Source organism: Bradyrhizobium sp. th-b2 (genome assembly GCF_000426785.1).
GTDB lineage: Bacteria > Pseudomonadota > Alphaproteobacteria > Rhizobiales > Xanthobacteraceae > Bradyrhizobium > Bradyrhizobium septentrionale.
This window is the reverse complement of record NZ_AUGA01000016.1, coordinates 154219-180376: the sequence shown is the minus strand read 5'-3', so window position 1 is coordinate 180376 and position 26158 is coordinate 154219. Positions and strand designations below refer to the sequence as shown.

The window sequence follows — 26158 nt, the reverse complement described above, 5'->3', positions numbered from 1 at the left end:
AGATTGATGATCTGGTCGAGCCGCGCCCGGAAAAAATCGTTCGCTCCCGTCGTTTTGTGCTTCTTCGGCCGCATCGTGCCCTCCGATGCGGACAGGGAATCATGCTTCGCCCGTCGAGGGAATCTCGAAAACGAAATTGCAAGCTTCCGATGCACAAAACACCAAAACCTTGCAATCTCAGAACGTCATTCCAGCCAAATTACGATTCCAGATCAGTCGCCTGGAAGCTTCTTAACGGGCGACTGCTGAGCGATTTCAATCGCTTAAAAAGGGGGTGGTGCCCAGGAAAGGACTCGAACCTTCACGGCCGTTAAGCCACTGGCACCTGAAGCCAGCGCGTCTACCAATTCCGCCACCTGGGCATGTGGAGCGGCTTAGTAAGGATCGGTTACGCGCTTGTCAAATTCGGGTTTGGAAATTCAAATAGCCTGTACAGGATTGGGCTGATGGCGTATCGCGAGAGGCGCTAAATGCGCTCAATCGCTCTCGAATCCGGCAGGAATTTACCTCATGGCATCGAACCTGGAAACGCTCGTCACGGTCTTCGGCGGATCGGGTTTTCTGGGACGGAACGTGGTCCGGGCGCTGTGCAAGCGCGATTACCGCGTGCGAGTCGCGGTGCGACGGCCTGAACTGGCCTTCCATCTGCAGCCGCTCGGCGGCGTCGGGCAGATTCATGCGGTCCAGGCCAACGTGCGCTACCCGGCTTCGGTCGAGGCGGCGATGCGTGATTCGCATATCGCCATCAATCTGGTCGGCATCCTGGCCGAGGGCGGCGGCCAGAGCTTTGACGCCGTGCAGGTGAAGGGCGCCGAGACCATCGCCAGGGCGGCGGCCACCGCCGGCGCCCGGATGGTCCACGTCTCGGCGATCGGGGCCGACGAGAATTCGCTGTCGGGCTATTACCGCGCCAAGGCGGCCGGCGAGACCGCGGTGCAGGCGGCCTTGCCACAGGCCACCATCATGCGGCCGTCGCTGCTGTTCGGGCCGGAGGATCAGTTCACCAACCGCTTTGCGGCGCTGGCGCGGATGTCGCCGGTCCTGCCGCTGGTCGGCGGCGGCACTGGCAAGCTGCAGCCGACCTATGTCGCCGACGTCGCCGACGCGGTGGCCGATGCCGTCGACGGCAAGGCGAAGCCGGGCGCGACCTACGAGCTCGGCGGCCCTGAGGTGCTGACCATGCGTGAGGTGATGGAGATCATCCTCCAGATCACCCAGCGCGACCGCATGCTGGCGCCGCTGCCGTTCGGCCTCGCCAAGCTGCAATCGTATGTCCTGCAATTCGCGCCGGGCCCCTTCACGCTGACGCCGGACCAGGTCGCGATGCTGCGTTCGGACAATGTGGTGTCGGATGCCGCCAAGGCCGCCGGGCTCACTTTCGCCGGCCTCGGCATCACGCCTGATTCGATGGAAGCGATCGCCCCGCAATATCTCTGGCGCTTCCGCGCGACCGGGCAGTTCCAGAAGAAGAGCGCGTAACCCTCTCTCCACACGTCGTCCCGGCCAAGCGAAGCGCGAGCCGGGACCCATAACCACGAATGTCCAAGGTGTACAGCGCTGAGGCCACAGCCCTGCGCCACTGAGCGAATGGTGGTTATGGGTGCCTGCTTTCGCAGGGACGACGAGCGGAGTTGTCCTTACCGCCCCATCGCCAGCGCGATCAGGCCGAGGGTGCCGACGATCACGCGCCACCAGGCAAAGAACGTGAAGCCGCGGCGGGTGACGAAGTTGAGGAACGCCCGCACCACGATCATCGCCGTGATGAACGACACCACGAAGCCGACCGCGATCACGCTGAGATTGTCCGACGTGAAGTCGGCGCGGTTCTTGTAGAAATCATAGGCGAACGCGCCGACCATGGTCGGGATCGCGAGGAAGAACGAGAACTCCGCCGCCGAGCGCTTGTCGGCGCCGAGCAGCATCGCGGCCACGATGCTGGCGCCGGAGCGCGACACGCCGGGGATCATCGCCAGGCACTGCGCGACGCCGATCCAGAAATACATCAACAGCGGGAACCGGGTCGCATCGTCCTCGTACACCTTGAGATCGAGCTGATCGACCCAGAGCAGGACGGCGCCGCCGACGATCAGCGTGAAGCAGACCACCCACGGATTGAACAGGAATTCCTTGATGTATTTGCCGGCGATCAGGCCGATCACGACGGCGGGCAGGAACGCCACCAGCACGCCGATCACGAAGCGGCGATCGTCGGGATTGGAGAACATGCCGAGCGCCACGCGCCACAGCTTGACGAAATACAGCGCGACGATCGCGAGGATCGCACCGAGCTGAATCAGGATCGCAAAACTCTTCCAGAAATTGCCTTCGCCGAGATTGAAGAAGCGTTCCGCGAGCAACAGGTGGCCTGTCGAGGAGACCGGCAGGAACTCTGTGACGCCCTCGACGATGCCGAGAATCACCGCTCGCAGCATATCCGTCATCATGATGTGGCCTGCCCTGTGTGGAAAACGGGATTCTTCTCGCTTATTCGCACATTGGCCGCAATCGCAAAAAATCGTCAAACAATGGGTTACCTGACCGATTTGCTGGGCTATAGCGTTTTTGTGACCCGCACCATCTGCGGGGGTGGCTACCGGTTTGCGTGCTGACGCGACATAGAGACGACCGGAGCAGGTCTGGCCAAATTGCAGGCTCAGGTCACACAGGTTGATGGTTTCTTAATCGCCGCGGAACTACCAAGGGCTTCATGTACACGCTGTATCACCATCCGTTCTGTCCGCATTCGCGATTCATTCGCCTCGTGCTCGGCGAGTACGGGCTCGATCTGCGGCTGGTGGAGGAGCGGGTGTGGGAGCGGCGCGAGGCGTATCTCGCGCTCAATCCGGCGGCAACCACGCCGGTGCTGATCGCCGAGGGCTTTCCGCCGGTTCCGGGCGCGCCTGTGATCGCCGAATATGTCGATGAGGCGCACGGCCTCGATGCCGGCGAGCGGCGGCTGCTGCCCACCTCGACCGCCGAGCGCGTCGAGGTGCGCCGGCTGATGGCGTGGTTCAACGAGAAATTCTTCGAGGAAGCCTCCAACCCGCTGGTGACCGAGCGGATCTACAAGCGCTTCATGAGCGAGGACAATGGCGGCGGCCCGCCGGCCCCCGACATCATGCGCGCCGCCAAGGTCAATGTGCGCTATCATCTGAGCTATATCGGCTGGCTCGCGAAGACCCGGAACTATCTCGCCGGCGACCGCCTCACCTACGCGGACCTCGCCGCCGCGGCGCACCTTTCGGCGATCGACTATCTGGGCGACGTGCCATGGAGCGAGGACGACGCAGCAAAGGCGTGGTACGCGCGGGTGAAATCCCGCCCGTCGTTCCGCCCGCTGCTCAGCGAATGGCTGGCGGGGGTGCCGGCGTCGCGGACCTATGTGGACCTCGACTTCTGAACCCGGCGGTCCGGCTCTCTCCTGCCGATCTCAAGGCGGCACTGACGCGCGAGGCGCTCGCGCTCGGCTTCGATGCCATCGGCTTCACCGGCCCTGACGCGACGGGCGAGGCCGGGAAATACTTCCACGAGTTCCTCAACTCCGGCGGCCATGGCGACATGGACTGGCTCGCCGCCAATCCGGAGCGGCGCGCCGATCCGCGCGTGCTGTGGGGCGGTGTGCGCTCGATCATCATGCTCGGCGTCAACTACGGGCCGGACGACAATCCGCTAAAAATTCTCGAGCGTCGATCGCATGGCGCGATCTCGGTTTACGCGCAGGGCGACGACTATCACGACGTGATCAAGAAGCGGCTGAAGACACTGGCGCGCTGGCTCGCTGCTGCGACCGGCGACGAGGTGAAAGTGTTCGTCGATACCGCCGCCGTGATGGAGAAGCCGCTGTCACAGGCCGCCGGCATCGGCTGGCAGGGCAAGCACACCAATCTGGTGTCGCGCGAGTTCGGCTCGTGGCTGTTTCTCGGCGCGATCTATTCCGCCACCGAACTGCCGAGCGACTCCAGCGAAGCCGATCATTGCGGCAGCTGCCGCGCCTGCCAGGACATCTGTCCGACCGCGGCGTTTCCGGCCCCCTACAAGCTCGATGCACGGCGCTGCATCTCGTATCTGACGATCGAGAACAAGGGCCCGATCCCGCACGAATTCCGCAAGAGCATCGGCAACCGCATCTATGGTTGCGACGATTGCCTCGCGGTGTGTCCGTGGAACAAGTTCGCGCAAGCGGGACGCGAGCAGAAGCTTGCCGCGCGTGACGCCTTGCGCGCGCCCGCGCTCGGCGAGCTGGCGCGGCTCGACGATGCCGCTTTTCGCGCGCTGTTCACGAAGTCGCCGGTCAAGCGCATCGGCCGCGACCGCTTCATCCGCAATGTGCTGATCGCGATCGGCAATTCGGGCGATGCAAACCTCGCCGGCGAGGCGCGACGCCTGCTCGACGATGCGAGCCCACTGGTGCGCGGCGCCGCAGTGTGGGCGCTGTCGCAATTGATCGCGCCCGATGCGTTCGCGGCGCTGTCGTCACGCGCCGGCGGCGAGCCCGACGTCAGCGTGCAGCAGGAGTGGCGCGCGGCAGCGGCCTCTTGATTTCATCGCGGCATTCCCATCATGGTCGACAACCATGACAAACCAGCCCTTCTTCACCAGGCACGGCGACGGCTTCATGCCGACGGCTGTTGCGAATGGACCTTGGAGCCCGGAATCGATGCATGGCCGCGTCGTGATCGGCCTGCTCGGCTTCGTCATCGAGGAGCGTCACGGCTCCGACGATTTCATCCCCGCGCGGCTCACGGTCGACATGTTCCGGCTGCCCAACATCACGACGCCGGTCGAGGTGACGACCAAACTTGTCCGCGATGGGCTCCGCATCAAGGTGATCGAGGCCGAGTTTGTCTCCGGCGGCACCAGCATGGCGCGCGCCTCCTGCCAATTGTTGCGCCGGACGGAAAATGCGCCGGGCAATGTGTGGTCGCCGCCGAACTGGACGGTGCCGGCGCCCGCGGAGATTCCGAAGCCGGCCGATCCCAGGCTCGGCATGAACGGCAAATGGGAGACGCGGCCAATTGTCGGCCATATGAGTTCACTCGGCGAGCGCCGGCTCTGGATGAGCGAGGTGCGCGAGCTCGTCGCCGGCGTGAAGATGACGCCGTTCGTCCACGTCGCGACCGGCGCGGATTTCGCGAGCCCGTTCGCCAATGCCGGCGACCAGGGGCTCGGCTACATCAACAGCGACGTCACGATCTATCTGCACCGTTTGCCGGTGACCAACTGGATCGGCTTCGAGGTCGTCAACCACCGCGCCACCGACGGCGTCGCGATCGGCGAATGCTGGCTCTATGACGAGAAGGGCCCGATCGGCACGTCGACCGTGGCGGCGCTGGCGCAGCGCAAGCCGATGACCAATCCGCCGCCGCCGTAAGCTCTCACCGCCGTCATTGCGAGCGAAGCGAAGCAATCCATGGCTCCGCTTGCTGAGGCATGGATTGCTTCGTCGCTTCGCTCCTCGCAATGACTGCTGATGGCCTGACTCAGGCCAAATGTAGCTTCATCTCCGGCCGCGCCCTCAGCGCGGCACCCTGCTTGCCGACGATCTTGGCGATACGTTCCGGCGCAAAATTCAGGTCGACGAAGGCCGGCGCGGTGTTGGCGACCTCGTGATATTCGGTGATCTTGCCGTCGTGCAGCCGCATGATCGCGACGCCCTCGAACATCGCCCGCGCCCCCTTGGCTTCCGGCAAGGTCGAGCGATAGCTGAACGTGTAGCGCGCATAGAGCGTCGCGCCGTCAGAGACGGGATCGTGCATGACCCAGCGGAAATCGGTCGCGGTCCGGTAGAACCAGTCATCGATCATCTCGGCGATTTTGGCGTGGCCCTTGAACGCGCCGTAGAACACGTCGTGATAGACGCCGTCCTCGGTGAAGAGGCTTGCAAACGCCTCGCCGTTGCGCTGCTCGACCGCGTCGCAGAACGCGCGCAGCATGTTCGTTGTGTCCATTGGCGTTTCTCCCAACCACATCTGTCATGCCCCGCGCAGGCGGGGCATCCAGTATTCCAGAGCAGTTGCCTTGAATCGAGGGGCCGCAGCGTACTGGATCATCCGCTTTCGCGGATGATGACATCGTACAAGACGCAAAACCTTAGCCGATCTCCGCCACCGCGGCGATGATCCGCGCGATGTCCTGCGGCCGCGACAGGCGGTGGTCGCCGTCCTGGATCATGGTCAGCACCACGTCCTCTGCCGGCAGGCGGTGCACGAGCGCGAAGGCGTGCTTCCACGGCACGTCGGGATCCTGCGCGCCCTGCAGGATGCGCACCGGACAGCCGACGTCGATCTTGCTGCCGAGCAGCAGATGATTGCGGCCCTCCTCGATCAGGTTGCGGGTGATCGGATAGGGCGAGCCGTCGCCATAGTCCGACGGCCGCAGCCACAGGCCCTTGGTCTCGATCTCGGCGCGAATCTCCGGCGGGAACGCCTTCCACATCAGCTCCTCGGTGAAGTCGGGCGCCGGCGCGATCAGCACGAGACCGGCGAGCGACGCACGGCCGCCGCCGCGCCTTGCAATCTCGCGGGCCAGCAGCAGCGCCATCCAGCCGCCCATCGAGGACCCGATCACGACCTGCGGCCCGCTGCAGAACTGCGAGAACACAGCAAAGCTCTCCTCGAGCCAGCGGCCGATCGTGCCGTCGGCGAAATCGCCGCCGGATTCGCCATGGCCGGAATAGTCGAACCTGGTGCAGCCGCGGCCGTGCTCGGCCGCCCATGCGTCGAGCGCGATCGCCTTGGTGCCGGTCATGTCGGACTTGAAGCCGCCGAGCCAGAACAGCCCGGGCGCGCCAATTGCGCCGCCGGGAGCGGCACCGGCACGGGCGCGGACCGCGATCCGGCGTGCTCCACTGCCCTCGCCGACCTCGATAAAGGCGGGTTCCTGCCCGGATGCGGCGGTTTGGCTCATGGTTCGGTCACTCGCGTGTCAGACATCTGCTTTTCAATCGTCGCGCGGCACCGGTCAACGGCGGCAAGCCCGCCTTGCGGAGCCGATGCACCCGCTATATCTGCCGGGCGTGGCGAAAATGCCTCGCAATTGACGGTTTTGCCGCTTAGAAAGCGAGTTCGCTTGCCCGTTGCAGCATCTTGCTTCAAAATATCCGCCTTCCCTTTCACAACTTTGGAGAGTTACCCATTCGCCGTCCCAATAGAGCCCCGCCCACAGTCGCCAAAGACGGGCCGCGCACCAATGATGAGATTCGCAACGCGCAGATCCAGCTGATCGATGCCGCCGGTGTCAACCAAGGCACCGTCGAAACCATGGTGGCCATCAAGATGGCCATGGAAGCCGGCATGGACCTCGTCGAGATTTCGCCGAATGTCAGTCCTCCGGTCTGCAAGATCATGGACTACGGCAAGTACAAATATTCCGCGCAGAAGAAGGCCGCCGAAGCCCGCAAGAAGCAGAAGGTCGTCGAGATCAAGGAGATCAAGCTCCGCCCGATGATCGACGATCACGACTATGACGTGAAGATGCGCGCCATGCAGCGCTTCTTCGAGGAAGGCGACAAGGTCAAGATCACCTTGCGCTACCGCGGTCGTGAGATGGCGCACCAGGAGATTGGCACCAAGCTTCTGGACAAGGTGAAGGCCGACGTGGCCGAGTTCGCCAAGGTCGAGCAGGACGCGAGGTTCGAGGGCCGCCAGGTCGTGATGGTGCTGGCGCCGCGCTAGTTCGAGTTAATCGATTTGTTGAAATGAAACGGCCCGTCGGGATCGCCCGGCGGGCTGTTTCGCATTTGACGGGCTTTCGTAGCCCGGATGCAGCGAAGCACAATCCGGGAGAAGTGCATCCGCGGGCGCACCGCCCCGGATTTCGCTCCGCTCCATCCGGGCTACGACGCTTTGCCCGATGGTGCCAACCTCCCCTTGAAAAGTGGAGGTCGCTTTGCTCGTCAGAGCAAAGCGGGTGGGGATCTGCTCTCTCCACGAGCGGCGGCGTCTGCGGCTGGACCCCCATCCCGGCCTTCCCCCTTTCAGGGGAAAGGAGACGATAGATTTGCCGCCAGTTCCCACCCGCCGGTTCCATCCCGCAAAACGTTGCAAAACCGCCGATCCTCTGGCATAAGCCGGGCCTTCGCCGCCCGGCTGATCAAGGGCTGCCGTGGCGACGTATCGTGCAGGTTCTTTCAATTCGGAAAAAACCATAGCACTTCCAACGCTCTAACGAGCATTTTAGCCGGCCGGACGCCTCTCGGGGCGATTTTCGTGCTGTGCAGTAGGAGAGCCAAATGCCCAAGTTGAAGACCAAGTCGGGCGCTAAAAAGCGCTTCAAGGTGACTGCCACTGGCAAAGTCATGCACGCCCAGCGCGGTAAGCGCCACGGCATGATCAAGCGGACGAAGAAGCAGATCCGTCAGCTCCGCGGCACCCGCGTGCTGTTCAAGACCGACGGCGACAACGTCAAGAAGTACTTCTTGCCGAACGCCTGATCGCTGATCCGCTTGAACCCCGCCGCAACTGTGCGGCGCCCCGTCACCTCTTCTTAGATCTCAAGGATTTCCGTCATGTCTCGCGTCAAACGCGGTGTGACCTCTCACGCCAAGCACAAGAAAGTCTTCAAGGCCGCCAAGGGCTATTACGGCCGCCGCAAGAACACGATCCGCACGGCCAAGCAGGCCGTCGAAAAGGCCGGCCAGTACGCCTTCCGCGACCGCAAGCGCAAGAAGCGCACCTTCCGCGCGCTCTGGATCCAGCGCATCAACGCCGCGGTCCGTCCGTTCGGCATGACCTACAGCGTGTTCATCAACGGCCTGTCCAAGTCGGGCGTCGTCGTCGACCGCAAGGTGCTGTCGGATCTCGCGATCCACGAGCCGGTTGCGTTCCAGGCGATCGCCGAGAAGGCCAAGGCCGCGCTGGCGGCCTGATCCGAGCATGATCCGGAAAAGTGGGTACCGGTTTTCCGATCAGATCATGCTCAAATGAAAGGCCTAGCGGGCTTTCGGGCCCGCGTTTAGCGCCTTGTGCGAATAGCGCTGGGCGACTTCCGCCCGGCAGAACGCTGTGAACGAGATGTACATGGTGCCGGATTGATTCCGGTACTCGCGGTCGCAGACCTGCATCTTGTGCTGGTACGCCCGCTTCGGCGCGCCCTTGAGGCCGGACAGGAAGTCCGCTTCGCATTTCTTCTCGACGGCGGCGCCGAGCAGGACGTCGCCGCTCGCCCCGAACTCGCAGACCCGAAACACCTTCATCGCGCCGTCACAGCTGCGCTGGGCGTTGATGGTGTCGACGATCTCGTCCTGGGTCATCGACTTGTCCATGCAAACCGCCGCCAGCACCGGTGTGGCTGATATCGACATGATGGCGGCCAAAGTGGCCATGGCAACTCGGGCAGCGGTCAGGCGGGGTCTCAAGGGCATCGGGCGGTCTCCTCACATCCCACTTGGGTAGCCTCCCCCGCGCGCGGGGTTCAACCCTGCCGGTCATATGCCCGAAATGACCGGCTTTTTGCTTGACGTTACGGCCTTCGGGCGGCGACAACCCAGCCGAATTTTTGGCGCATGGTCCGCAGTGGCGAGCACCGGTTCGGGTACCGGTTTGTCCCGCCAGATCATGCGCCGCTCAAGCGCAGGAATTGACCGTGTCCGACCTCGCAACGCTCGAAAAGTCCATTCTCGACCAGATCACCGCAGCCGGTGACGAAGCCGCCCTCGAGGCGGTGCGCGTCTCAGCCCTCGGCAAGAAGGGCTCGATCTCGGCCTTGCTCGCCACTCTTGGCAAGATGTCGCCGGAGGAGCGCAAGACCGAAGGCGCCAGGATCAACCTCGCCAAGGATGCGGTGACCCAGGCGCTCGCAGCCAGGCGCGACGTACTAAAAGCGGCCGCGCTCGATGCGCGCCTCGCCGCCGAGACCATCGACGTCACGCTGCCGCTGCGCGAGGCGCCGGCGGAGACCGGCCGTATCCATCCGCTGAGCCAGGTGTTCGAAGAGGTCAACACCATCTTCGCCGACATGGGATTCGCCATCGCCGACGGTCCCGACATCGAGACCGACGACTACAACTTCACCAAGCTGAACTTCCCGATCGGCCATCCGGCGCGCGAGATGCACGACACCTTCTTCTTCAATCCGAAGGAGGACGGCTCGCGCATGCTGCTGCGGACCCACACCTCGCCGGTGCAGGTGCGCACGATGCTGACCCAGAAGCCGCCGATCCGCGTGATCTGCCCCGGCCGCACCTATCGCATCGACTCGGACGCGACCCACACGCCGCAATTCCATCAGGTCGAGGGCCTCGTGATCGACAAGGGCTCGCATCTCGGCCACCTCAAATGGATCCTGCACGAGTTCTGCAAGGCGTTCTTCGAGGTCGACCACATCAACATGCGGTTCCGGCCGTCGTTCTTCCCGTTCACCGAGCCGTCGCTCGAGGTCGACATCCAGTGCCGCCGCGACAAGGGCGAGATCCGCTTCGGCGAGGGCGAGGACTGGATGGAGATTCTCGGCTGCGGCATGGTGCACCCGAACGTGCTGCGCGCCTGCGGCAGCGATCCCGACGTCTACCAGGGTTTTGCCTGGGGCATGGGCATCGACCGCATCACGATGCTGAAATACGGCATCGCCGATTTGCGCCAGCTGTTCGAGAACGACGTCCGCTGGCTCAACCACTACGGCTTCAAGCCGCTCGACATCCCGACGTTTGCGGGGGGATTGAGTTCGTGAGTCTCGTTCTCTTTGGCCCAGCAACGGCTCTCTCCGTTCCCTCCCCCCTTGTGGGGGAGGGTCAGGGAGAGGGGTGGCCGCGGGCGCTGAACGGACTCGCTGACCTGGACATCTCCGCGAGCTCTTTTCGCTTCGCTGCTGCAGAGGCAACCCGCAGAACGACGTCTTTCCGAGCAAGCGGCTTACCCCTCTCCCCAACCCTCCCCCGTAAGGGGGGAGGGAGCTCTGGCGCCGGCGCTAGCATCACAGTCACCACCAACAAGAACCGAGGCATGCAGCCGTGAAGTTCACCCTCTCCTGGCTGAAGGAACATCTCGAGACCGACGAGCCGCTCGACAAGCTCGCCGACAAGCTCACCATGATCGGGCTCGAGGTCGAGAACATCGAGGACAAGGCGAAGGCGCTCGCTCCGTTCACCATCGCGCGCGTGATCTCGGCCGAGCAGCATCCGAATGCCGACCGGCTGCGGGTGTGCATGGTAGACACCGGCGACGGCGGTGCGCCGGTGCAGGTGGTGTGCGGCGCGCCGAATGCGCGGGCCGGGCTGATCAGCGTGTTCTCAGCCCCCGGCACCTATATCCCGGGCAAGAACATCACGCTCGGCGTCGGTACCATCCGAGGCGTCGAGAGCCGTGGCATGCTGTGCTCGGCGGCCGAGTTGCAGATCTCCGAGGATCACGACGGCATCATGGAGCTGCCGGCCGACGCACCGCTCGGCAAGGGCTATGCCGACTGGGCAGGGCTCGGCGATCCCACCATCGAGATCAACCTGACGCCGAACCGGCAGGACTGCGCCGGCGTGCACGGCATCGCGCGCGACCTGTCCGCCGCCGACATGGGCAAGTTCAAGGACCAGGGCATCAGGCAGATCAAGGGCGAATTCCCCTGCCCCGTCCAGGTGAAGGTGGAAGACACCACGCTGTGCCCGGGCTTCGCGCTGCGGCTGGTGCGCGGGGTGAAGAACGGCCCGTCGCCGGAATGGCTGCAGAAGCGGCTGACCTCGATCGGCCTGCGTCCGATCAACGCGCTGGTCGACATCACCAACTTCATGACCTACGACCGCGCCCGCCCGCTGCACGTATTCGACGCCAAGAAGGTGACGGGCAACCTCACCGTCCGCCGCGCCAAGGACGGCGAGACGCTGCTCGCGCTCGACGGCCGGACCTACACGCTCGACAACAATGTCTGCGTGATCGCGGACGAGCACGGCGTCGAATCGCTCGCCGGCATCATGGGCGGCGAGGCATCCGGCTGCGACGACAATACCACCGACGTGCTGATCGAATCGGCGCTGTGGAACGAGATCAACATCGCGCAGACCGGCCGCAAGCTCGGCATCAATTCGGATGCGCGCTATCGCTTCGAGCGCGGCGTCGATCCGGCCTTCATGGTGCCCGGGCTCGAGCTCGCCACCAAACTGGTGCTGGAGCTGTGCGGCGGCACGCCGTCCGAGAACGTCGTGGTCGGCAAGCAGTTCGGCGAGGACCGCGTCATCGACTTCCCGCTCAGCGAGGTGAAGCGCCTTGCCGGCATCGAGGTGCCGCTGGTCGAGGTGAAGCTGATCCTCACCCGGCTCGGCTTCATGCTGGCCGGCAACGGCCCCGTGGTGAAGGTCGCGGTTCCGTCCTGGCGCACCGATGTGCACGGCAAGGCCGACATCGTCGAGGAGATCGTGCGCATCGTCGGCGTCGACAAGGTGCCGATGACGCCGTTCGAGCGTGGCGAGGAGCCGCGCAAGCCGGTGCTGACGCCGATGCAGCTGCGCACCCGCCGCGCCAAGCGCGCGCTCGGCGCGCGCGGCATGGTGGAGGCCGTGACCTGGTCGTTCATCACCAATGACGCGGCAAAGCTGTTCGGCGGCGGCCAGAGCGAGCTCGTGCTCGCCAACCCGATCGCAGCCGATCTCTCCGACATGCGGCCGAGCCTGCTGCCCGGCCTCGTCGCCGCGGTTCAGGCCAACATCAACCGCGGCTATCCCGACGTCGCGCTGTTCGAGGTCGGCCAGGTGTTCCGCGGCGACCGGCCGGAAGACCAGCTGGTGGCCGCCTCCGGCGTGCGCCATGGCTATGCCTCGACAAAGGGAGCGGGCCGTTCCTGGACCGGCTCGGCGACAGCGGACGCAATGGACGGCAAGGCCGACGCCTTCGCCGTGCTGGCGGCCGCCGGCGCGCCGATGCAGGCGCTGCAGATCGTCCCCGGCGGCCCCGCCTGGCTGCATCCAGGACGCTCCGGCACCATCCAGATCGGCCCGCAGAACGTGCTCGGCACCTTCGGCGAGCTGCATCCGCGTGCGGCCGAGGCGCTTGGCGCCGATGGTCCGATGATCGTGTTCGAGGTGATCCTCGAGCGCATCCCGGAAGGCAAGCAGAGGGCAACGCGCGCCAAGCCGCTGCTGGAGTTCTCGGCCTTCCAGCCGGTGTCGCGCGACTTCGCCTTCATCGTCGACCGCAGCGTCAAGGCGGGCGACATCGTCCGCGCGGCGCAAAATGTCGACAAGAAGCTGATCACGGCCGTCACCGTGTTCGACGTCTATGAAGGCAAGGGCATCGATCCCGACAAGAAGTCGATCGCGATCGCAGTGACGATCCAGCCGCGCGAGAAGACCATGACCGACCAGGAGATCGACGCCGTCGCCGCCAAGGTCGTCGCCGAGGTGACCAAGAAGACCGGCGGCACGCTGCGGGCGTGATGCCGCAAGGCAGGCTGCGCGACCCCCTCTCCCGCTTGCGGGGGAGGTGGATCGGGAATGTACGCGGACCTATCACCGTCACCCTGAGGAGGCCGCGTAGCGGCCGTCTCGAAGGGTCGACGGCCCGACTGTGGCCGATTCATCCTTCGAGGCTCGCTCCGCTCGCACCTCCAGCGACAAAGGCGAAGCCTTTGCGCGGGGATGACGGTTCTCACAGAGCTGAAGCTGTATTTGTATCGCTCGATGCGCGCGCAAGCCAGGCAACCGATTGTACCCCTCACGTTCCACATGACCCCCTTCACCCTCCTCCCCTCCGACATCTCGACCAGCATCGCGCTCGCGATCTGCGCGATCGCGTTCGTGTCGGGCACGGCGCGCGGCTTCTCCGGGTTCGGCTCGGCGCTGATCTTCATGCCGCTCGCAAGCAGCGTCGCGGGGCCGCGGCTGGTGGCGGCGCTCCTGCTCATCATCGATTTCGTCGCTGCCGCGCCGCTGCTGCCGAATGCCTGGACCCATGCCGACCGCAAGGCAACCGCGGTGATGGTCGCCGGCGCGCTGGTCGGCGTTCCGATCGGTACGTACTTCCTGACGGTGCTCGAGCCCGTGACCACGCGCTGGATCATCTCCGGCTTCGTCGCGGCACTGCTCGCGCTGCTGCTGTCGGGCTGGCGCTACCACGGCAAGGATCACGCCGCGCTGTCGGTCGGCGTCGGCGGCCTCTCGGGCTTTTGCAGCGGACTTGCGCAGACCGGCGGCCCGCCGATCGTCGCCTACTGGCTGGGCCGCCCGATCTCGTCGGTGATCTCCCGCGCCAACATCGTGCTGTTCTTCGGCGCCTCGGATCTCTTCTCGCTGGTGAGCTACTGGTTCACCGGACTGATCACGATCGAGTCGATCAAATTCTCGCTGATCGTCGGTCCCGTTTACGGCATCGGCGTCTGGTTCGGCGCCTCGCTGTTCGGCAAGGCAAGCGAGCAGGTGTTTCGCGCCATCTGCTACGCGCTGATCGCGGCGGCCGTCATCGTCGGCCTGCCTGCGCTTGATGGCATCTTGCGCGGCGGCTAGGCTCGAATTCAGAAAAGACCGAGGAGGAAACGATGATCGATCGCCGCAATGCATTGAAACTGGCGCTCGGCAGCGCCGCCATGCTCGCGTCGCCCGTGCGCGCGCAGGGTACAAAGCCGCACACCCGCATCGTGTTCCTCGGCACCAAGGGCGGCCCCCGCGTCGGCAACGGCGCCTCCAATCCGGCCAATCTGGTCGTCGTCAACGACACCCCGTTCGTGATCGATTGCGGCATGGGCGTCAGCCGTCAGATGGTCAGTGCCGGCGTGCCGATCCCGTCCGTGAAGTACATCTTCATCAGCCACCATCATTCCGATCACAATCTGGAATACGGCAATCTGTTCTACAACGCCTGGGCGGCCGGCCTCTCGACGCCGATCCATTCGTTCGGCCCCAAGGGCATCGAGGCGATGACCAGGCACTATTGGGAGCTGAACAAGTTCGACGTCGAGACCCGGATCGAGGACGAAGGCCGGCCCGATCCGCGAAAACTGCTGATCGCGAAAGACATCACCGACGATGGCGTGGTGCTGAAAACGCCTGATGTTACCGTCACCGCGTTCCGCACGCCGCATCCGCCGATCACGGACAATTTCGCCTACAAGTTCGAGACCCCGGACGGCACGATCGTGTTCTCCAGCGACACCGCCTACAATCCAAAGCTCGCCGAGTTCGCCAGGGGTGCCGACGTGCTGGTGCACGAATGCCTCTACATCCCCGCGGTCGATCGGCTGGTCGCCAAGACCAAAAACGGCGCGACGCTGAAGAAGCATCTGCTCGACAGCCACACCTCGACCGAAGACGTCGGCCGCATCGCAGCCGCCGCCGGCGTCAAGACGCTGGTGCTGAGCCACTCGTCCCCGGCGACGATCCGCTCGTCACCGACGACGACTGGACGCGGGACGTGACGACGAATTTCAAGGGCCGGATCGTGGTGGCAAAGGATCTGATGGAGCTGAAGCTGCCGGTGTGAAGGGCGGCCGGTGTCTCCCCGCAAAACGCGAAGGCGCTTCTGCGGGGACGGTGACAAAAAGCCAAGTCTCGCCGGGGAGAGCACGAAGTAAGCCGTAGAACCATCGCGCAGGGGAAGCCGGGTCGTTTCCGGCTACACCTGTGGTCCTACCCCCGTGCTTTTTTTGTTGCGCGGGGAACATGGGTGCGATCGGCGCCCGGCTTTCCCTGCGCCCTCTGATCGAAGAGCGGCGAAACGAGCGGCAAAACTCGGGCAAATCATGTCGCGAGGATGCGGATGTATGCTCATTCAACACATTCGCTGTCGTCCTGGCGAAAGCCAGGACCCATTACTCCAAATGAGAATAGTTGCACGATGCTGGGGCAACGATCCCGTTCATCACCAAATTCGGTGGCTATGGGTCCTGGCTTTCGCCAGGACGACACTGGTTATTGCGGCAGCTCTCTCTACTTCAACTTCCGCTCGCGATGCCTGATCTCATCGAAAGATCAATTCATCGGCCCGGCGGAGCGATGCGGCGCGCGCTTCCGCTGCTTTGGCGCCGGCGCTGCTGGCTCCGGCGCCGCATCCTTCAGTGCGCCGATCCGGCGCAGCGCGGCATCGGCGGCGCGCTCGCCGCTGTCCCAGGCGCCATCGACGGTGCCCCACAGCGTCTCATGGGTGGCTTCGCCGGCGAGATACATCGCGCCGATCGGCTCGGTCAGGATCTTGCGGGAGAACTGTGCGCCGGGCACTGCTGCCGACATCGCGCCGAGGATGAAGGGCGATGCATTCCAGCGCGTCGCGCTGGTCTGCTTCACCGCAGCGCCGACCTCGCTGCCATAGAGCTTGGTCAGCCATTCCACCGCGAACGCGGACATTGCCTTCTCGCCCTGCGCCGACAGATCGCGGCCGAAGGACCCAGCGACGTCGATCGTGCACAGCGAGGAGCCGGCGATATTGCCGTAGAGCAGCGCCGTCCTGGTCGAATTGCTCTGCTCGATAATGACGTCGTCGCGCGACAGTCCGAGCGGATTGCCAGGGAGCTGCAACGCGATGCGGTCGTAGCTGCCGAGGCTGAGCTTAGCTGCGGCATCGAGCGCACGCTTCGGGAGCTCCGGCACGAACTTGATATTGCCGCTCGCGAGCACATTGCTCGAGACGGTGACGATGGCGGCGCGCGCGGTGATCTTGCCTGTGGGCGTCTCGACCATCACGTCGCGATTGCTCCACAGCATGCGCTGCGCCGGCGTCGAGAGCACCGTCGGCAGCTGCTCGGCAAGCTTGGCGATCAGCGTGCCGAGCCCCTGTCGGCAGGCGATCGCGGTGTTGCGATCCTGCGCGCGCACCTTGTCGACGGCGGAGAGGTCCTTCAGATCCTTGCCGCTGAAATTGGCGCCAAGCAGGAATTCCGCGGTTCCGGCCCAATCGCCGAGATCCTTCGGCATCGCCGCGGCGCAGGCGATATCGGCCTTGCGCGACGCGTCGTCGACGGCGCGGTTGGCGCGCACCAGCGCCGCCAGGAATTCCTCGGTCTCGCCCGGGCGGGCGTAGCGCCGGCCGATGCGAATCTTCTGGCCTGCGGGCGCCGTGACGATGTCGAGGCCCGCGGAGCGGGCCAGCCGGATCATCGGATTGGTCTCGGGATTGTGCATCCAGCGCGCGCCACGGTCGAACGGCACGCCGAATGTCGATGCATCGGTCTGGCAGCGGCCGCCGACCTGGCCCGCCGCCTCCACCACGATCACCTTGCGGTTGGCGGCGACGATCCTCCGCGCCGCGGCAATGCCCGCGGCACCCGCGCCGATCACGACGATGTCAGCCTCGCGCGGCGGCGGCGCGGCAAGCACCCGGCCGCCCAGCACAGGCGCCAGCGCGATACCTGCGGACGCCGACAGGAAATCGCGGCGGGTCACTGTCATGACATAGCTTCTGGCATGGTTTCCGGGGACTTGCAGAAAACGGGAACGCTTCGCGAACTGTGCCGCATCTCACCGACCGCAGCAACCATCATGGTAAATCAATCATGATTGATCCGCTGATGGCATGAACTAAATTGCAACGGCTTGCGATCATGATTAGGTCAACACAAGCGGTCGTAGAACCGCTGGGGGGAATCCATGGGCTTAATGCTCGATACCGTCGGTAAATGGATCGCGGGGTACCTGCAGAAGGAAGTCCCCGGTTACGAGCCGTTCACGCCGAGCGACCCGGACCATCTGCGGGGCATCATGCAGCCCGGCGATGTGCTGCTGGTCGAAGGCAACAACCGGATTTCCGGCATCATCAAATACCTCACGCAATCGACCTGGTCGCACGCTGCACTCTTTGTCGGACCGATCGACGGTGCGTTCGAGCCTGACGGCGAGCAGCATGTGCTGATCGAGGCCAATATCGGCGAGGGCGTGACCTCGGCGCCACTGTCGAAATATCTGTCCTATCACACCCGCCTCTGCCGTCCGGTCGGCCTGTCGTTCGAGGACCGCACCACGGTGTGCCGCTACGCCATCAACCGGATCGGCTTCGGCTACGACACAAAGAACATCGTCGATCTCGCGCGCTTCCTGTTTCCGCTGCCGATCCCGCAGCGCTGGCGCCGCCGCATGATCGCGTTCGGCTCCGGCGATCCGACCAAGATCATCTGCTCGGCGCTGATCGCGCAGGCGTTCGACGCCGTGCGCTATCCGATCCTGCCCAAGATCACGCGCGCCGCCAGCCGCAAGGCGCGCCGCGAGATCCTGCATATCCGCGATTCCTCGCTCTACATGCCCCGCGACTTCGACATCTCGCCCTATTTCGAAGTCGTCAAACCCACCATCGTGCACGGTTTCGACTACACGGCCCTGCACTGGGCCGACAAGCAGAAGCCGCTCCAGGAGGTAGCGGGCGAATTCAGTGTGTTTCCAGAATCTAAGTCGCCGCCGCTTGTTCCTGAAGCGATTGACGAAGAGACGGCGCTTCCGGCTGCGGAAGTGACTGCGGCAGAGGCCGCGCCGGGGTGAGCGTTCAAAACGTCGCCGCCAGCGTCAGCCTCACGGCAAGCGGTTCGGCGGGATGCACATGGCGGTCGGCGACGCCGTCGATCGGTTCGCCCGGCAGCCGCGACAGATAGTAATATTCGATCTGGTTGGTCTGTGCGTTGAAGAGATTGAGGACGTCGAGCTGCAGCCGCATCCCGTTGTCGAATTTGTAGCCGGCGCGGGCGTTGACGATGAACGACGACAGCGAGCGGACGCGATCATCCTCGATCAGCGGGCGCGGGCCGAAATAGCGGGCGCGCAGGCTGCCGAACCAGCCGCTCTCCCGGCCGAAAGTGACGCCGCCGCTGGCGACCCATGCTGGTGCGCCGGGAATGAAATTGCCGACCGGATCGAAATCGGTAAAACGGGCGCGGGTATAGGCGAGGTCGAAATCGAGGCTCATCCACGGCGAGAGCTTGTACTGATTGGTCCACTCGACGCCGACCCGCCGGCTCGGCCGGCTCGGCTCGGTGGTGCCGGCATCGCCGACGAACAGCAGCTCGGAATCGAAGTCGAGCACGAACACCGCGAGCGACGAGGTCAGGCCTTCGATCGCCTTGGTGCGGATGCCGAGCTCGGCGCCCTTCGAGCGCACCAAAAGCGGCACGCGATCGAGCGGCGTGACCTTGTCGTTGGGATCGACCGTGATGGTCGCGCCCCTGATGTCATTGGAGTGCAGGCCGAAGCCGGCATTGCCGTAGAACTCGGTCTTGCCCCAGGGACCGAGCACGATGCCGGCCTTCGGGCTCGTCATCGCCGCCTGCGCGTTGCCGGAATTCTGCGGCGTGTCGCTCAGCACGTGGCCGGCGAAATAATCCTCGCGGATGCCGACGGTGGTGCGCAGCCAGTCGGTCCAGCGCGCGGTCGTATCGGCCCACAGCCCGACGCTGCCCTCCTGGACCTGGTCGTTGCGCACGGTGGAGAGGATCTCGCGCTGCGCGGTCTTGAACAGGCCGACATTGATGTCGTCGTAGCGGGTCTGCACCCCGACCCGCGTCTGGGTGTCGATGCCGGCGACACTGATATCAACGGCGTGGCTGGCGTCGATGCCATAGACGGTGCGCCTGTCGGTCTGGCTGAACTGGTCGCCATTGACGGGATCGTCGAGAAAATAGGTGAAGTCGTTGTAGAGCTGCAGCGAGGAGCGGATCACATAGGCGTTGAGTTTGGTCTGCCCGTACTCGCTCGCCTGCGCCCAATTGCCCGACAGGCTGAAGCGGCTGGAGGTGCCGCCGTCGGTCGGATTGAGCGAGCCGTAGCGGTCGATCAGGCCCTGGTCGATCGCGCGCTGCGCCACCTGGTCGGTCGAATTCCAGCCATTGGAATAGGCCATCGCGGTCAGCGAGAAGCCGTCGGTCGCGGTACCCCGGCTGTAGCGCAGCACGCCGTTCAGCTTGCGGATGTCGTCGGGCACGTCCCACGGGCCGTTATATTTGTTGGCCTCGAAGGCTGCGAGCATCGTGCCGTCACCGACCTTGGTCGAGCCCGCGGCCATCGCGCGCTGATAGCCGAAGCTGCCGGCGGTCAGCTCCACGATGTTCTTCGGCAGCCTGCTCAGATAGTTGATGTCGACGGCGCCGGCGGAGGCGAAGTCGCCTTTGTCGGCGTAGTACGGACCCTTGCGGACATCCATCGACTGGATCAGCTCCGGGATGAGGAAGTTGATGTCCGCGTAGCCCTGGCCGTGACCATGGGTCGGCATGTTGACCGGCATGCCGTCGACGGTGATGGCGAGATCGGTGCCGTGGTCGAGATTGAAGCCGCGCAGGAAATACTGGTTGGCTTTGCCTTCGCCGGAATGCTGGGTGACGATCAGGCCCGGCACCGCCTCCAGAACTTCGCCGACGCGCGAGACCGGCCGTGCATTCACTTCGTCGCCGCTGATCTGCCGCGCACTGGCTGCCGTCGGCTGCAGGCTGGAAGACACCGTTGCGGAGCCGCCGGTGATTCCGTTGGTCGCAGAGGTGGACTGGCTCGGTTGCGGCGCGGCTGGCACGCGGCCGCCGGCGGCGACATGGTGCGGACGCTGGGACGGCTTGGCGTGTTTGGGCTTCGCCTGATCGGGCGACGTCACCGTCACCGGTGGCAGCTGGCCGGGCGCGTCGACGGTTTGCGCTTCGGCAGCGGGCGCAAAGGCTGCAATGGATGCGGCGGCGGGAAATATCCGCCATACAGTCCGACGCAACGCCCGTGCCCCCGCATGATACCTGCTACAGTCACGCGACGACCGCACCAGCCCAACCAACCCGGCGACGCGACGCTAGCAAGCACGGTATGACGTTACAAGAAAAATGTCATACCGCCGCGGCGGCCTGCCAACACGGATAGTCCATGCAACGCATCACCATCACCATCGAGGATGATCTGCTCGCGGAGATCGACGCCGCCGCCGCGGCGCGCGGCTATCAGAACCGCTCCGAGATCATCCGCGACCTGGCGCGCGCCGGCCTGCAGCAGAGCGCGGAGGAAACGCCGTCAGGGCAATGCGTCGCGGCGCTGGTCTATGTCTATGATCACGCCGCGCGCGACCTGTCGAAGCGGCTGGTGCAGAATTTTCACGGCCATCACGACCTGTCGCTGGCGACGCTGCACGTCCATCTCGACGACGACAGCTGCCTGGAGGTGACGGCGCTGAAGGGCGCCAGCGGCGAGGTCCGGCATTTCGCCGATCACATCATCGCCGAACGCGGCGTGCGTTACGGCCACGTCGTGATGATCCCGACCGCCCCGGACAAGAAGCCGCGCAAGCGCGGGCATCGGCATGATTGAACTTCGTAGCCCGGATGGAGCGCAGCGCAATCCGGGGCCTTGCGTCCGCGGATGGACCGTCCCGGATTTCGCTTCGCTCCATCCGGGCTACGCAATGAATTTGCTACGCCGCCCTCGCCTTGGTGCCGCTCGGCAGACCGGCGCGGGCGAGGCCGCCATAGAGCGCTTCGCCCGGCATCTCGGATTTCAGGATCGCGCGCACCGCGATCAGCCGGTCGAGATCGATGCCGGTCGAAAATCCCTTGCTCTCGCAGAGGAAGACGAGATCCTCGAACACGACATTGCCGGTGGCACCCGGTGCGAACGGGCAGCCGCCGAGGCCGCCGAGCGAACCGTCGAGCACGCGGGCGCCCTCGTCGAGCGCGGCGGAGGCGTTGGCGATGCCCATGCCGCGGGTGTCGTGCAGATGGACACAGACCGGCTTCGATCCGGCGATCTTGACCGCGCCCCGCGTCAGCTCGCCGACCTGCTTCGGCCCCGCATAGCCGACGGTATCGGCGATTGCGACCATGTCGACGCCGGCCTCGTACAGCTTCTCGGTGAGGCGCAGCACCTCCCTAGGATCGACGGCACCGACGATCGAGCAGCCCAGCGCCATCGAGATCGCGGCATTGACCACGGGCTTGTGCGCGCTGGCGTCGCGCAGCTCGCAGAGCCGCTTGATGTTCTCGATCGCGGACTCGCGCGAGCGGTTGGCATTGGCCTGGCTGTGCTCCTCGGTCGCCGACGCCACGGAGGCGATCTCGGCGACGCCGGAGGCCAGCGCCTCGTTGACGCCGCGCTCGTTCAGCGCCAGCGCGACGCCGTGCGCGCCAGGCAGCGCGGCAATGGTCGTGACGACGTCGCGGACATCGACGAACTGCGGAAAGGTTTTTGCCGGCAGGAACGAACCGACCTCGAAATGCCGGACGCCCGCGGCATATTCGTCGCGCACCCAGCGCTGCTTCGCCGCGGTCGACGGGAATGTCTTGACGAGCTGCAAGCCGTCGCGCAGGCCGACTTCCCGCAAGGTTACCTTGTCGTTGGGATAGATATCGTGGACGCGGGTCATGTCAGCCTCACGCAGCGTTTCCGGTTGATGAAATCTTTTGTTGTGCGAGCTCGGCGCGGACCGCGTCGGTATCGGCGCCAAGCACCGGCACTCTCAATCCTTCGCCGATATTGCTACCGTTCCATTCGACCGGCAGCGCGGGGACGCGGAACGGCTTGTTGTCGGCGTTCACGTTGTTGACGAGGCCGCCGGGCCGCAGCACATGCGGGTCCTGCAACAAATCTTCGGGCCGGTTGATCGGCGAGAAGCAGATGTTGAGCGCGTCGAGCCTCGCCGACAGATCGGCCACGTTCCAGCCTTTGATCACCTCGGCGACACGCGGAATGATCCGGTCGCGCGCCATGATGCGGTCCGTAGTGGAGCGCAGCGTCGGATCGTCGGCGAATTCCGTCAGGCCAAACTCGCGGCAGAAGCTCTGCCAATGACCTTCGGTGACGACCCCGATGAAGATGCGATCGCCGCCGGCGGCATCGAAGATGTCGTAGATCGGCCAGGCATGCTCGCGCTCCGGCATCGAGCGCGGCTTACGCCCGGTCATCTCGTACTCGACCATGTGCTGGGCGACCAAGAACAGGCAGTTCTCGAACAGGCCGATGCGAATATCCGCGCCGTTCCTGTTGCCGCCCCGCTTCTGGTAGAGCGCGGCCAGGATCGAGATCACACCGAACATGCCGCCCATGATGTCGTTGGCGGAGGAACCGACGCGCTGCGGTTTGTCGCGTGTGCCGGTCATCGCCGCGAGGCCCGACATCATCTGCACGACCTCGTCGAGCGCCGGGCGATGATCGTAAGGGCCGGACAGAAAGCCCTTGTGGCCGGCGATGATCAGCTGCGGATATTTCGCGCGCAGCTCCTCGGCGCCAAGACCCTGCTTGTCGAGCTGGCCGTCGCGAAAATTCTCCAGGAACACGTCGGCGCCGGCGAGCAGCCGGTGCATCGTGTCGCGGTCCTCGGGCTTTGCGAAATCCAGCACGACGCTGCGCTTGCCGCGGTTGAACAGCGGGAAGAACGACACGCCCATGCCGCCAAGCGAGCGGGTCTTGTCGCCGGCGGGGGGTTCGACCTTGATCACCTCGGCGCCGAGTTGCGCAAGGATCATCCCGCAGGTCGGCCCCATCACCATGTGGGTCATCTCGACGACCCTCACGCCCTCCAGCGGCAGTCCGCTCCTGGTCATCGGTTTCTCCGTGCTCGTTGCGCTCTTGTTCTGACGCGTTTTCTTCACGCGAACCGGTGTCCACTTCGCTCGAAAACGCTTTGCTATCGGCGCAGGTTAGGCTTCCGCACGCTATCTGAAAAATATAATCTGTCGAATAGTGTATTCGCGGTTCTAGAACGCTGAGCCCTCATGGATTCGCGCCAGCTTCGCTATTTCATCGCGGTTTACGAGCAGCGCAACCTGTCGCGGGCGGCGGATCAGGCCAATGTCGCGCAATCCGCGCTGAGCCATCACATCGCCAATCTCGAGGCGGAATTCGCCACGCCGCTGTTCGAGCGCAAGCCGCGCGGCATGGAACCAACCGCGGCGGGCGAGCGGCTCTATGAGCATGCCCGCATCATCCTGCGAGCGATGGCGGCGGCCGAGCGCGAGATCAAGGAAGGCGGCAGCGCGATTGCCGGTGAGATCTCGATCGGCATGGCCAATTCCGGGATGAAGGCGATCGGCGTGCCGTTGATGCGGACGGTGCTGACGAAGTATCCGAACCTGAAGCTGGCGCTGACCGAAAGTCTCTCGGGCGCGACACTGCTGCATTTGATGAGCTCGGAGGTCGACCTGGCGCTGGTCTACAATCCGCCCTCGGAAAAGGATCTGATCGCCGAGCCGGTGCTGGAGGAGCAGATGTTCTGCGTCGGTACCGAGAAATTGATCGGCAAGAAGGGACCGATCACGTTCGAGCAGGTGGCCCAGCTGCCGCTGATCCTGCTCCGGCATGGGCTGTCGGCCCGCGCCCTGCTGGACGACCCCGTGCCGCTGAAGCGGCTGGAGGCCAACGCCATCCTGCATCTCAATTCGACCAGCGGCATGATCGGCGCCTTGACCGCGGGCCTCGGCTGCACGATCGCGACGACGCACTTCGTGCGGGAGCCGTTGCAGGCGGGGGCGCTGGTCGCACGCGAGGTGATCGAACCCAAGCTGAGCCGCACGCTCTATCTGTGCCGCCTGCGCAACCGGCCGATGACCTATGTCATGGAGGAGATGTGCCGGCTGATCCGCTCCCTGATCGCCGAACAGGTCGGGCGCGGCGCCTGGGAGGCCACGCTCCTGATCTAAAGCGCTTTCGAGAGCAGTCGGCACCGGTTCGCGTGAGGAAAGCGCGTCAGAAACAGCGCTATCGAAAATATCGAACGATTCCTTCGATATGTTCGTCTGGATTTCTGGCTTCCGGCTGCCAAACATGCGTGACCGGCACGACCTCACAAGAAGGGCGGCCGTCGACCATACGGGAGGATCATCATGAGCGCCGTCGAACTCGGCTCGGTTGCCGATCTCGCCAACACGACAGTCGGGCCCGACGAGATTTCGCGGCGGCTCGAGGTGCTGCCCACCTCCGCCTATGTCTGGCGGCTGGTGATCCTGCTCTCGCTCGGCGGCTGCTTCGAGATCTATGACCTGTTCTTCACCGGCTACATTGCGCCGGGCCTCGCCCGCAGCGGGCTGATGACCACAACGACGCAGGCCTTCTTCGGCTTCTCCGGCATCGGCGCGTTCGTCGCCGCGACCTTCGCCGGTCTCTTCATCGGCACCTTCTGCCTCGGCTTCCTCGCCGATCGTTACGGCCGCAAGGCCGTCTTCACCTATTCACTGCTGTTCTACAGCGCGGCCTCGATCATCATGGCGTGCCAGACCACGCCGGGCGGCCTGTTGCTGTGGCGCTTCGTCGCCGGAATCGGGATCGGCATCGAGATCATCACCATCGACGCCTACATCACCGAGCTGGTGCCGAGCTGGATGCGCGGCCGGGCCTTTGCGATCAACCAGGCGGTGATGCTGTCGGCGGTGCCGATCGTCGCCGCACTTGCATGGTGGCTGGTGCCGCTCACGCCTTATGGCATCGACGGCTGGCGCTGGGTCGTGCTGATCGGCGCGGCCGCCAGCATGGTGATCTGGGTGCTGCGGCTCTACGTGCCGGAAAGCCCGCTCTGGCTGGCCAGCCACGGCCGCGTTGCCGAGGCAGAGAGGATCATGCGGACGCTCGAGGCCTCATCGGGTGCGGCTGCTCCGCGCCCCGCCCCCACGGTCGCGATGGTGCCGGCACGTGCGCCGGGCAGGACCGGCTACGCCGACCTGTTCAGGCCGCCTTACGCCTCGCTCGTCGTGCTGTTCATGATCTTCAATTTCTGCCAGGCGTTCGGCGTCTACGGCTTTTCCAACTGGGTTCCGGCGCTGCTGGTCGAGAAGGGCATCAACGTCACCAAGAGCCTGCAATATTCCTTCATCATCGCCTTCGCCTATCCGCTGGCGCCGCTCTTGGCCGCGACCTTTGCCGACCGCTTCGAGCGCAAATGGATCATTTGCGGCGCGGCCGCCGCAATCTCGGTGTTCGGCCTTGCGTTCGCGCAGCTCACCGAGCCGGTGCTGCTGATCGCCAGCGGCGTGCTGGTGACGGGGGCCAACATGACGCTGTCCTACGCTTACCACGCCTATCAGACCGAGGTATTCCCGACCGCGATCCGGGCCCGCGCCGCGGGGCTGGTCTATTCGATGAGCCGGCTCAGCGCGACCTTCTCCGGCTTCATCGTGGCGTTCATGTTGAAGGAGGCCGGCGTCAGCGGGGTGTTCGGCCTGATCACCGCGGCGATGCTCATCGTGATCGTTGCTGTCGGTGTCTGGGGACCCAACGTCCGCGGCAAGCCGCTCGACGCCTGATCGCGACATAAACGGCACTTGCCGAAGCCATATTGGGTGTCTACCTCTGCGCTCGTCATTCTGCAGAGGTAACCCAGTC

Annotated in this window: 24 protein-coding genes and 1 tRNA gene; 16 read left to right on the top strand and 9 right to left on the bottom strand. The window is 64.7% G+C overall.

Translation table 11 applies throughout. From position 1 onward, the window contains the following. Positions 1-249: hypothetical protein (locus K359_RS64030; protein WP_210164111.1), on the top strand; the 249-nt coding region annotated here is incomplete at its 5' end. A gap of 26 nt (positions 250-275) precedes the next feature. Here K359_RS64030 and K359_RS0120610 read toward each other — a convergent pair. Next, positions 276-362 (bottom strand) — tRNA-Leu (locus tag K359_RS0120610). A gap of 148 nt (positions 363-510) precedes the next feature. On the opposite strand from K359_RS0120610, the gene K359_RS0120605 reads away from it, so the two are divergent. Beyond that, on the top strand, positions 511-1479 hold the full coding sequence (locus K359_RS0120605; protein WP_029081041.1) for a complex I NDUFA9 subunit family protein: 969 nt from the start codon (positions 511-513) through the stop codon (positions 1477-1479). A gap of 158 nt (positions 1480-1637) precedes the next feature. Here the strand turns inward: K359_RS0120605 and K359_RS0120600 are convergent, their stop codons facing one another. Next, positions 1638-2444 carry an undecaprenyl-diphosphate phosphatase gene (locus K359_RS0120600; protein WP_029081040.1) on the bottom strand — a complete coding sequence of 269 codons (807 nt, stop codon included), beginning with the start codon at positions 2442-2444 and terminating at the stop codon, positions 1638-1640. 263 nt (positions 2445-2707) lie between these two features. Here K359_RS0120600 and K359_RS0120595 point away from each other — a divergent pair, with 263 nt between their 5' ends. The 3 genes from K359_RS0120595 to K359_RS0120585 are packed head-to-tail and all read left to right on the top strand — an operon-like array spanning position 2708 to position 5371. Continuing rightward, on the top strand, positions 2708-3400 hold the full coding sequence (locus K359_RS0120595; protein ID WP_029081039.1) for a glutathione S-transferase family protein: 693 nt from the start codon (positions 2708-2710) through the stop codon (positions 3398-3400). Beyond that, positions 3349-4539 (top strand): tRNA epoxyqueuosine(34) reductase QueG, encoded by a 1191-nt coding sequence (gene queG / locus K359_RS0120590; protein ID WP_029081038.1) that lies wholly within the window; start codon positions 3349-3351, stop codon positions 4537-4539. Before K359_RS0120595 ends, queG begins: the two co-directional genes overlap by 52 nt. 34 nt (positions 4540-4573) lie before the next feature. Continuing rightward, a complete protein-coding gene (locus K359_RS0120585; protein WP_029081037.1) occupies positions 4574-5371 on the top strand; it encodes an acyl-CoA thioesterase domain-containing protein in 798 nt (265 codons plus the stop codon). A gap of 109 nt (positions 5372-5480) precedes the next feature. Here the strand turns inward: K359_RS0120585 and K359_RS0120580 are convergent, their stop codons facing one another. Continuing rightward, complete coding sequence (locus K359_RS0120580) at positions 5481-5948, bottom strand: nuclear transport factor 2 family protein (protein WP_029081036.1); 468 nt, start codon at positions 5946-5948, stop codon at positions 5481-5483. A 142-nt stretch (positions 5949-6090) separates the two neighbouring features. Continuing rightward, positions 6091-6906, bottom strand: coding sequence for a carboxylesterase (locus K359_RS0120575; protein ID WP_029081035.1), 816 nt, complete (start codon positions 6904-6906; stop codon positions 6091-6093). Positions 6907-7133: 227 nt separating this feature from the next. On the opposite strand from K359_RS0120575, the gene infC reads away from it, so the two are divergent. The 3 genes from infC (at position 7134) to rplT (ending at position 8866) form a co-directional block, all read left to right on the top strand. Next, entirely contained in the window at positions 7134-7673 is a 540-nt protein-coding gene (gene infC / locus K359_RS0120570; RefSeq protein ID WP_029081034.1) for a translation initiation factor IF-3, read from the top strand. A gap of 557 nt (positions 7674-8230) precedes the next feature. After that, entirely contained in the window at positions 8231-8431 is a 201-nt protein-coding gene (gene rpmI / locus K359_RS0120565) for a 50S ribosomal protein L35 (RefSeq protein WP_008539890.1), read from the top strand. Between the two features lie 75 nt (positions 8432-8506). Beyond that, a complete protein-coding gene (rplT, locus tag K359_RS0120560) occupies positions 8507-8866 on the top strand; it encodes a 50S ribosomal protein L20 (protein WP_029081033.1) in 360 nt (119 codons plus the stop codon). 63 nt (positions 8867-8929) lie between these two features. On the opposite strand, the gene K359_RS0120555 is transcribed toward rplT, so the two are convergent. Beyond that, the gene (locus K359_RS0120555) at positions 8930-9322 is read right to left on the bottom strand and encodes a hypothetical protein (RefSeq protein ID WP_198031160.1); all 393 of its coding nucleotides are present in this window, start codon (positions 9320-9322) and stop codon (positions 8930-8932) included. A 260-nt stretch (positions 9323-9582) separates the two neighbouring features. Here K359_RS0120555 and pheS point away from each other — a divergent pair, with 260 nt between their 5' ends. The 4 genes from pheS to K359_RS52510 all read left to right on the top strand — a co-directional run bounded on the left by pheS (position 9583) and on the right by K359_RS52510 (position 15327). Continuing rightward, positions 9583-10665: a phenylalanine--tRNA ligase subunit alpha gene (gene pheS, locus K359_RS0120550; RefSeq protein ID WP_029081031.1), complete on the top strand. Its 1083-nt coding sequence runs from the start codon at positions 9583-9585 to the stop codon at positions 10663-10665. Between the two features lie 280 nt (positions 10666-10945). Further along, the gene (pheT, locus tag K359_RS0120545; protein WP_029081030.1) at positions 10946-13354 is read left to right on the top strand and encodes a phenylalanine--tRNA ligase subunit beta; all 2409 of its coding nucleotides are present in this window, start codon (positions 10946-10948) and stop codon (positions 13352-13354) included. A gap of 288 nt (positions 13355-13642) precedes the next feature. Beyond that, positions 13643-14419, top strand: coding sequence for a sulfite exporter TauE/SafE family protein (locus tag K359_RS0120540; protein ID WP_029081029.1), 777 nt, complete (start codon positions 13643-13645; stop codon positions 14417-14419). 32 nt (positions 14420-14451) lie between these two features. Further along, a complete protein-coding gene (locus tag K359_RS52510) occupies positions 14452-15327 on the top strand; it encodes an MBL fold metallo-hydrolase (protein WP_245284672.1) in 876 nt (291 codons plus the stop codon). A gap of 553 nt (positions 15328-15880) precedes the next feature. On the opposite strand, the gene K359_RS0120530 is transcribed toward K359_RS52510, so the two are convergent. Beyond that, a complete protein-coding gene (locus K359_RS0120530; protein WP_029081028.1) occupies positions 15881-17293 on the bottom strand; it encodes an NAD(P)/FAD-dependent oxidoreductase in 1413 nt (470 codons plus the stop codon). 198 nt (positions 17294-17491) lie between these two features. Between K359_RS0120530 and K359_RS52505 the strand changes: the two genes are divergently transcribed. Continuing rightward, on the top strand, positions 17492-18373 hold the full coding sequence (locus K359_RS52505; RefSeq protein ID WP_245284671.1) for a YiiX/YebB-like N1pC/P60 family cysteine hydrolase: 882 nt from the start codon (positions 17492-17494) through the stop codon (positions 18371-18373). Positions 18374-18377: 4 nt separating this feature from the next. On the opposite strand, the gene K359_RS0120520 is transcribed toward K359_RS52505, so the two are convergent. Next, positions 18378-20576: a TonB-dependent receptor gene (locus K359_RS0120520; RefSeq protein WP_371261173.1), complete on the bottom strand. Its 2199-nt coding sequence runs from the start codon at positions 20574-20576 to the stop codon at positions 18378-18380. A 146-nt stretch (positions 20577-20722) separates the two neighbouring features. Here K359_RS0120520 and nikR point away from each other — a divergent pair, with 146 nt between their 5' ends. Beyond that, the gene (gene nikR, locus K359_RS0120515; RefSeq protein WP_029081026.1) at positions 20723-21160 is read left to right on the top strand and encodes a nickel-responsive transcriptional regulator NikR; all 438 of its coding nucleotides are present in this window, start codon (positions 20723-20725) and stop codon (positions 21158-21160) included. A 103-nt stretch (positions 21161-21263) separates the two neighbouring features. On the opposite strand, the gene K359_RS0120510 is transcribed toward nikR, so the two are convergent. Beyond that, a complete protein-coding gene (locus K359_RS0120510; RefSeq protein ID WP_029081025.1) occupies positions 21264-22211 on the bottom strand; it encodes a hydroxymethylglutaryl-CoA lyase in 948 nt (315 codons plus the stop codon). Between the two features lie 7 nt (positions 22212-22218). Further along, a complete protein-coding gene (locus K359_RS52500) occupies positions 22219-23388 on the bottom strand; it encodes a CaiB/BaiF CoA-transferase family protein (RefSeq protein WP_035976824.1) in 1170 nt (389 codons plus the stop codon). Positions 23389-23559: 171 nt separating this feature from the next. On the opposite strand from K359_RS52500, the gene K359_RS0120500 reads away from it, so the two are divergent. Together K359_RS0120500 and K359_RS0120495 are read left to right on the top strand one after the other, a co-directional pair. Beyond that, entirely contained in the window at positions 23560-24483 is a 924-nt protein-coding gene (locus K359_RS0120500) for a LysR family transcriptional regulator (RefSeq protein WP_029081024.1), read from the top strand. Positions 24484-24666: 183 nt separating this feature from the next. After that, positions 24667-26079: an MFS transporter gene (locus K359_RS0120495; protein WP_029081023.1), complete on the top strand. Its 1413-nt coding sequence runs from the start codon at positions 24667-24669 to the stop codon at positions 26077-26079. Positions 26080-26158 lie beyond the last annotated feature (79 nt).

What these genes read in the sequence shown, in the direction of transcription:
- K359_RS0120510 (WP_029081025.1), bottom strand. Translation starts at nt 22,211, where the DNA reads ATGACCCGCGTCCACGATATCTATCCCAACGACAAGGTAACCTTGCGG.
- K359_RS0120530 (WP_029081028.1), bottom strand. Translation starts at nt 17,293, where the DNA reads ATGACAGTGACCCGCCGCGATTTCCTGTCGGCGTCCGCAGGTATCGCG.
- K359_RS52510 (WP_245284672.1), top strand. Translation starts at nt 14,452, where the DNA reads ATGATCGATCGCCGCAATGCATTGAAACTGGCGCTCGGCAGCGCCGCC.
- K359_RS0120585 (WP_029081037.1), top strand. Translation starts at nt 4,574, where the DNA reads ATGACAAACCAGCCCTTCTTCACCAGGCACGGCGACGGCTTCATGCCG.
- rplT (WP_029081033.1), top strand. Translation starts at nt 8,507, where the DNA reads ATGTCTCGCGTCAAACGCGGTGTGACCTCTCACGCCAAGCACAAGAAA.
- K359_RS52500 (WP_035976824.1), bottom strand. Translation starts at nt 23,388, where the DNA reads ATGACCAGGAGCGGACTGCCGCTGGAGGGCGTGAGGGTCGTCGAGATG.
- K359_RS52505 (WP_245284671.1), top strand. Translation starts at nt 17,492, where the DNA reads ATGGGCTTAATGCTCGATACCGTCGGTAAATGGATCGCGGGGTACCTG.
- K359_RS0120495 (WP_029081023.1), top strand. Translation starts at nt 24,667, where the DNA reads ATGAGCGCCGTCGAACTCGGCTCGGTTGCCGATCTCGCCAACACGACA.
- K359_RS0120500 (WP_029081024.1), top strand. Translation starts at nt 23,560, where the DNA reads ATGGATTCGCGCCAGCTTCGCTATTTCATCGCGGTTTACGAGCAGCGC.
- queG (WP_029081038.1), top strand. Translation starts at nt 3,349, where the DNA reads ATGGCTGGCGGGGGTGCCGGCGTCGCGGACCTATGTGGACCTCGACTT.
- K359_RS0120555 (WP_198031160.1), bottom strand. Translation starts at nt 9,322, where the DNA reads ATGGCCACTTTGGCCGCCATCATGTCGATATCAGCCACACCGGTGCTG.
- nikR (WP_029081026.1), top strand. Translation starts at nt 20,723, where the DNA reads ATGCAACGCATCACCATCACCATCGAGGATGATCTGCTCGCGGAGATC.
- K359_RS0120575 (WP_029081035.1), bottom strand. Translation starts at nt 6,906, where the DNA reads ATGAGCCAAACCGCCGCATCCGGGCAGGAACCCGCCTTTATCGAGGTC.
- rpmI (WP_008539890.1), top strand. Translation starts at nt 8,231, where the DNA reads ATGCCCAAGTTGAAGACCAAGTCGGGCGCTAAAAAGCGCTTCAAGGTG.
- K359_RS0120600 (WP_029081040.1), bottom strand. Translation starts at nt 2,444, where the DNA reads ATGATGACGGATATGCTGCGAGCGGTGATTCTCGGCATCGTCGAGGGC.
- K359_RS0120595 (WP_029081039.1), top strand. Translation starts at nt 2,708, where the DNA reads ATGTACACGCTGTATCACCATCCGTTCTGTCCGCATTCGCGATTCATT.
- K359_RS0120540 (WP_029081029.1), top strand. Translation starts at nt 13,643, where the DNA reads ATGACCCCCTTCACCCTCCTCCCCTCCGACATCTCGACCAGCATCGCG.
- K359_RS0120580 (WP_029081036.1), bottom strand. Translation starts at nt 5,948, where the DNA reads ATGGACACAACGAACATGCTGCGCGCGTTCTGCGACGCGGTCGAGCAG.
- K359_RS0120605 (WP_029081041.1), top strand. Translation starts at nt 511, where the DNA reads ATGGCATCGAACCTGGAAACGCTCGTCACGGTCTTCGGCGGATCGGGT.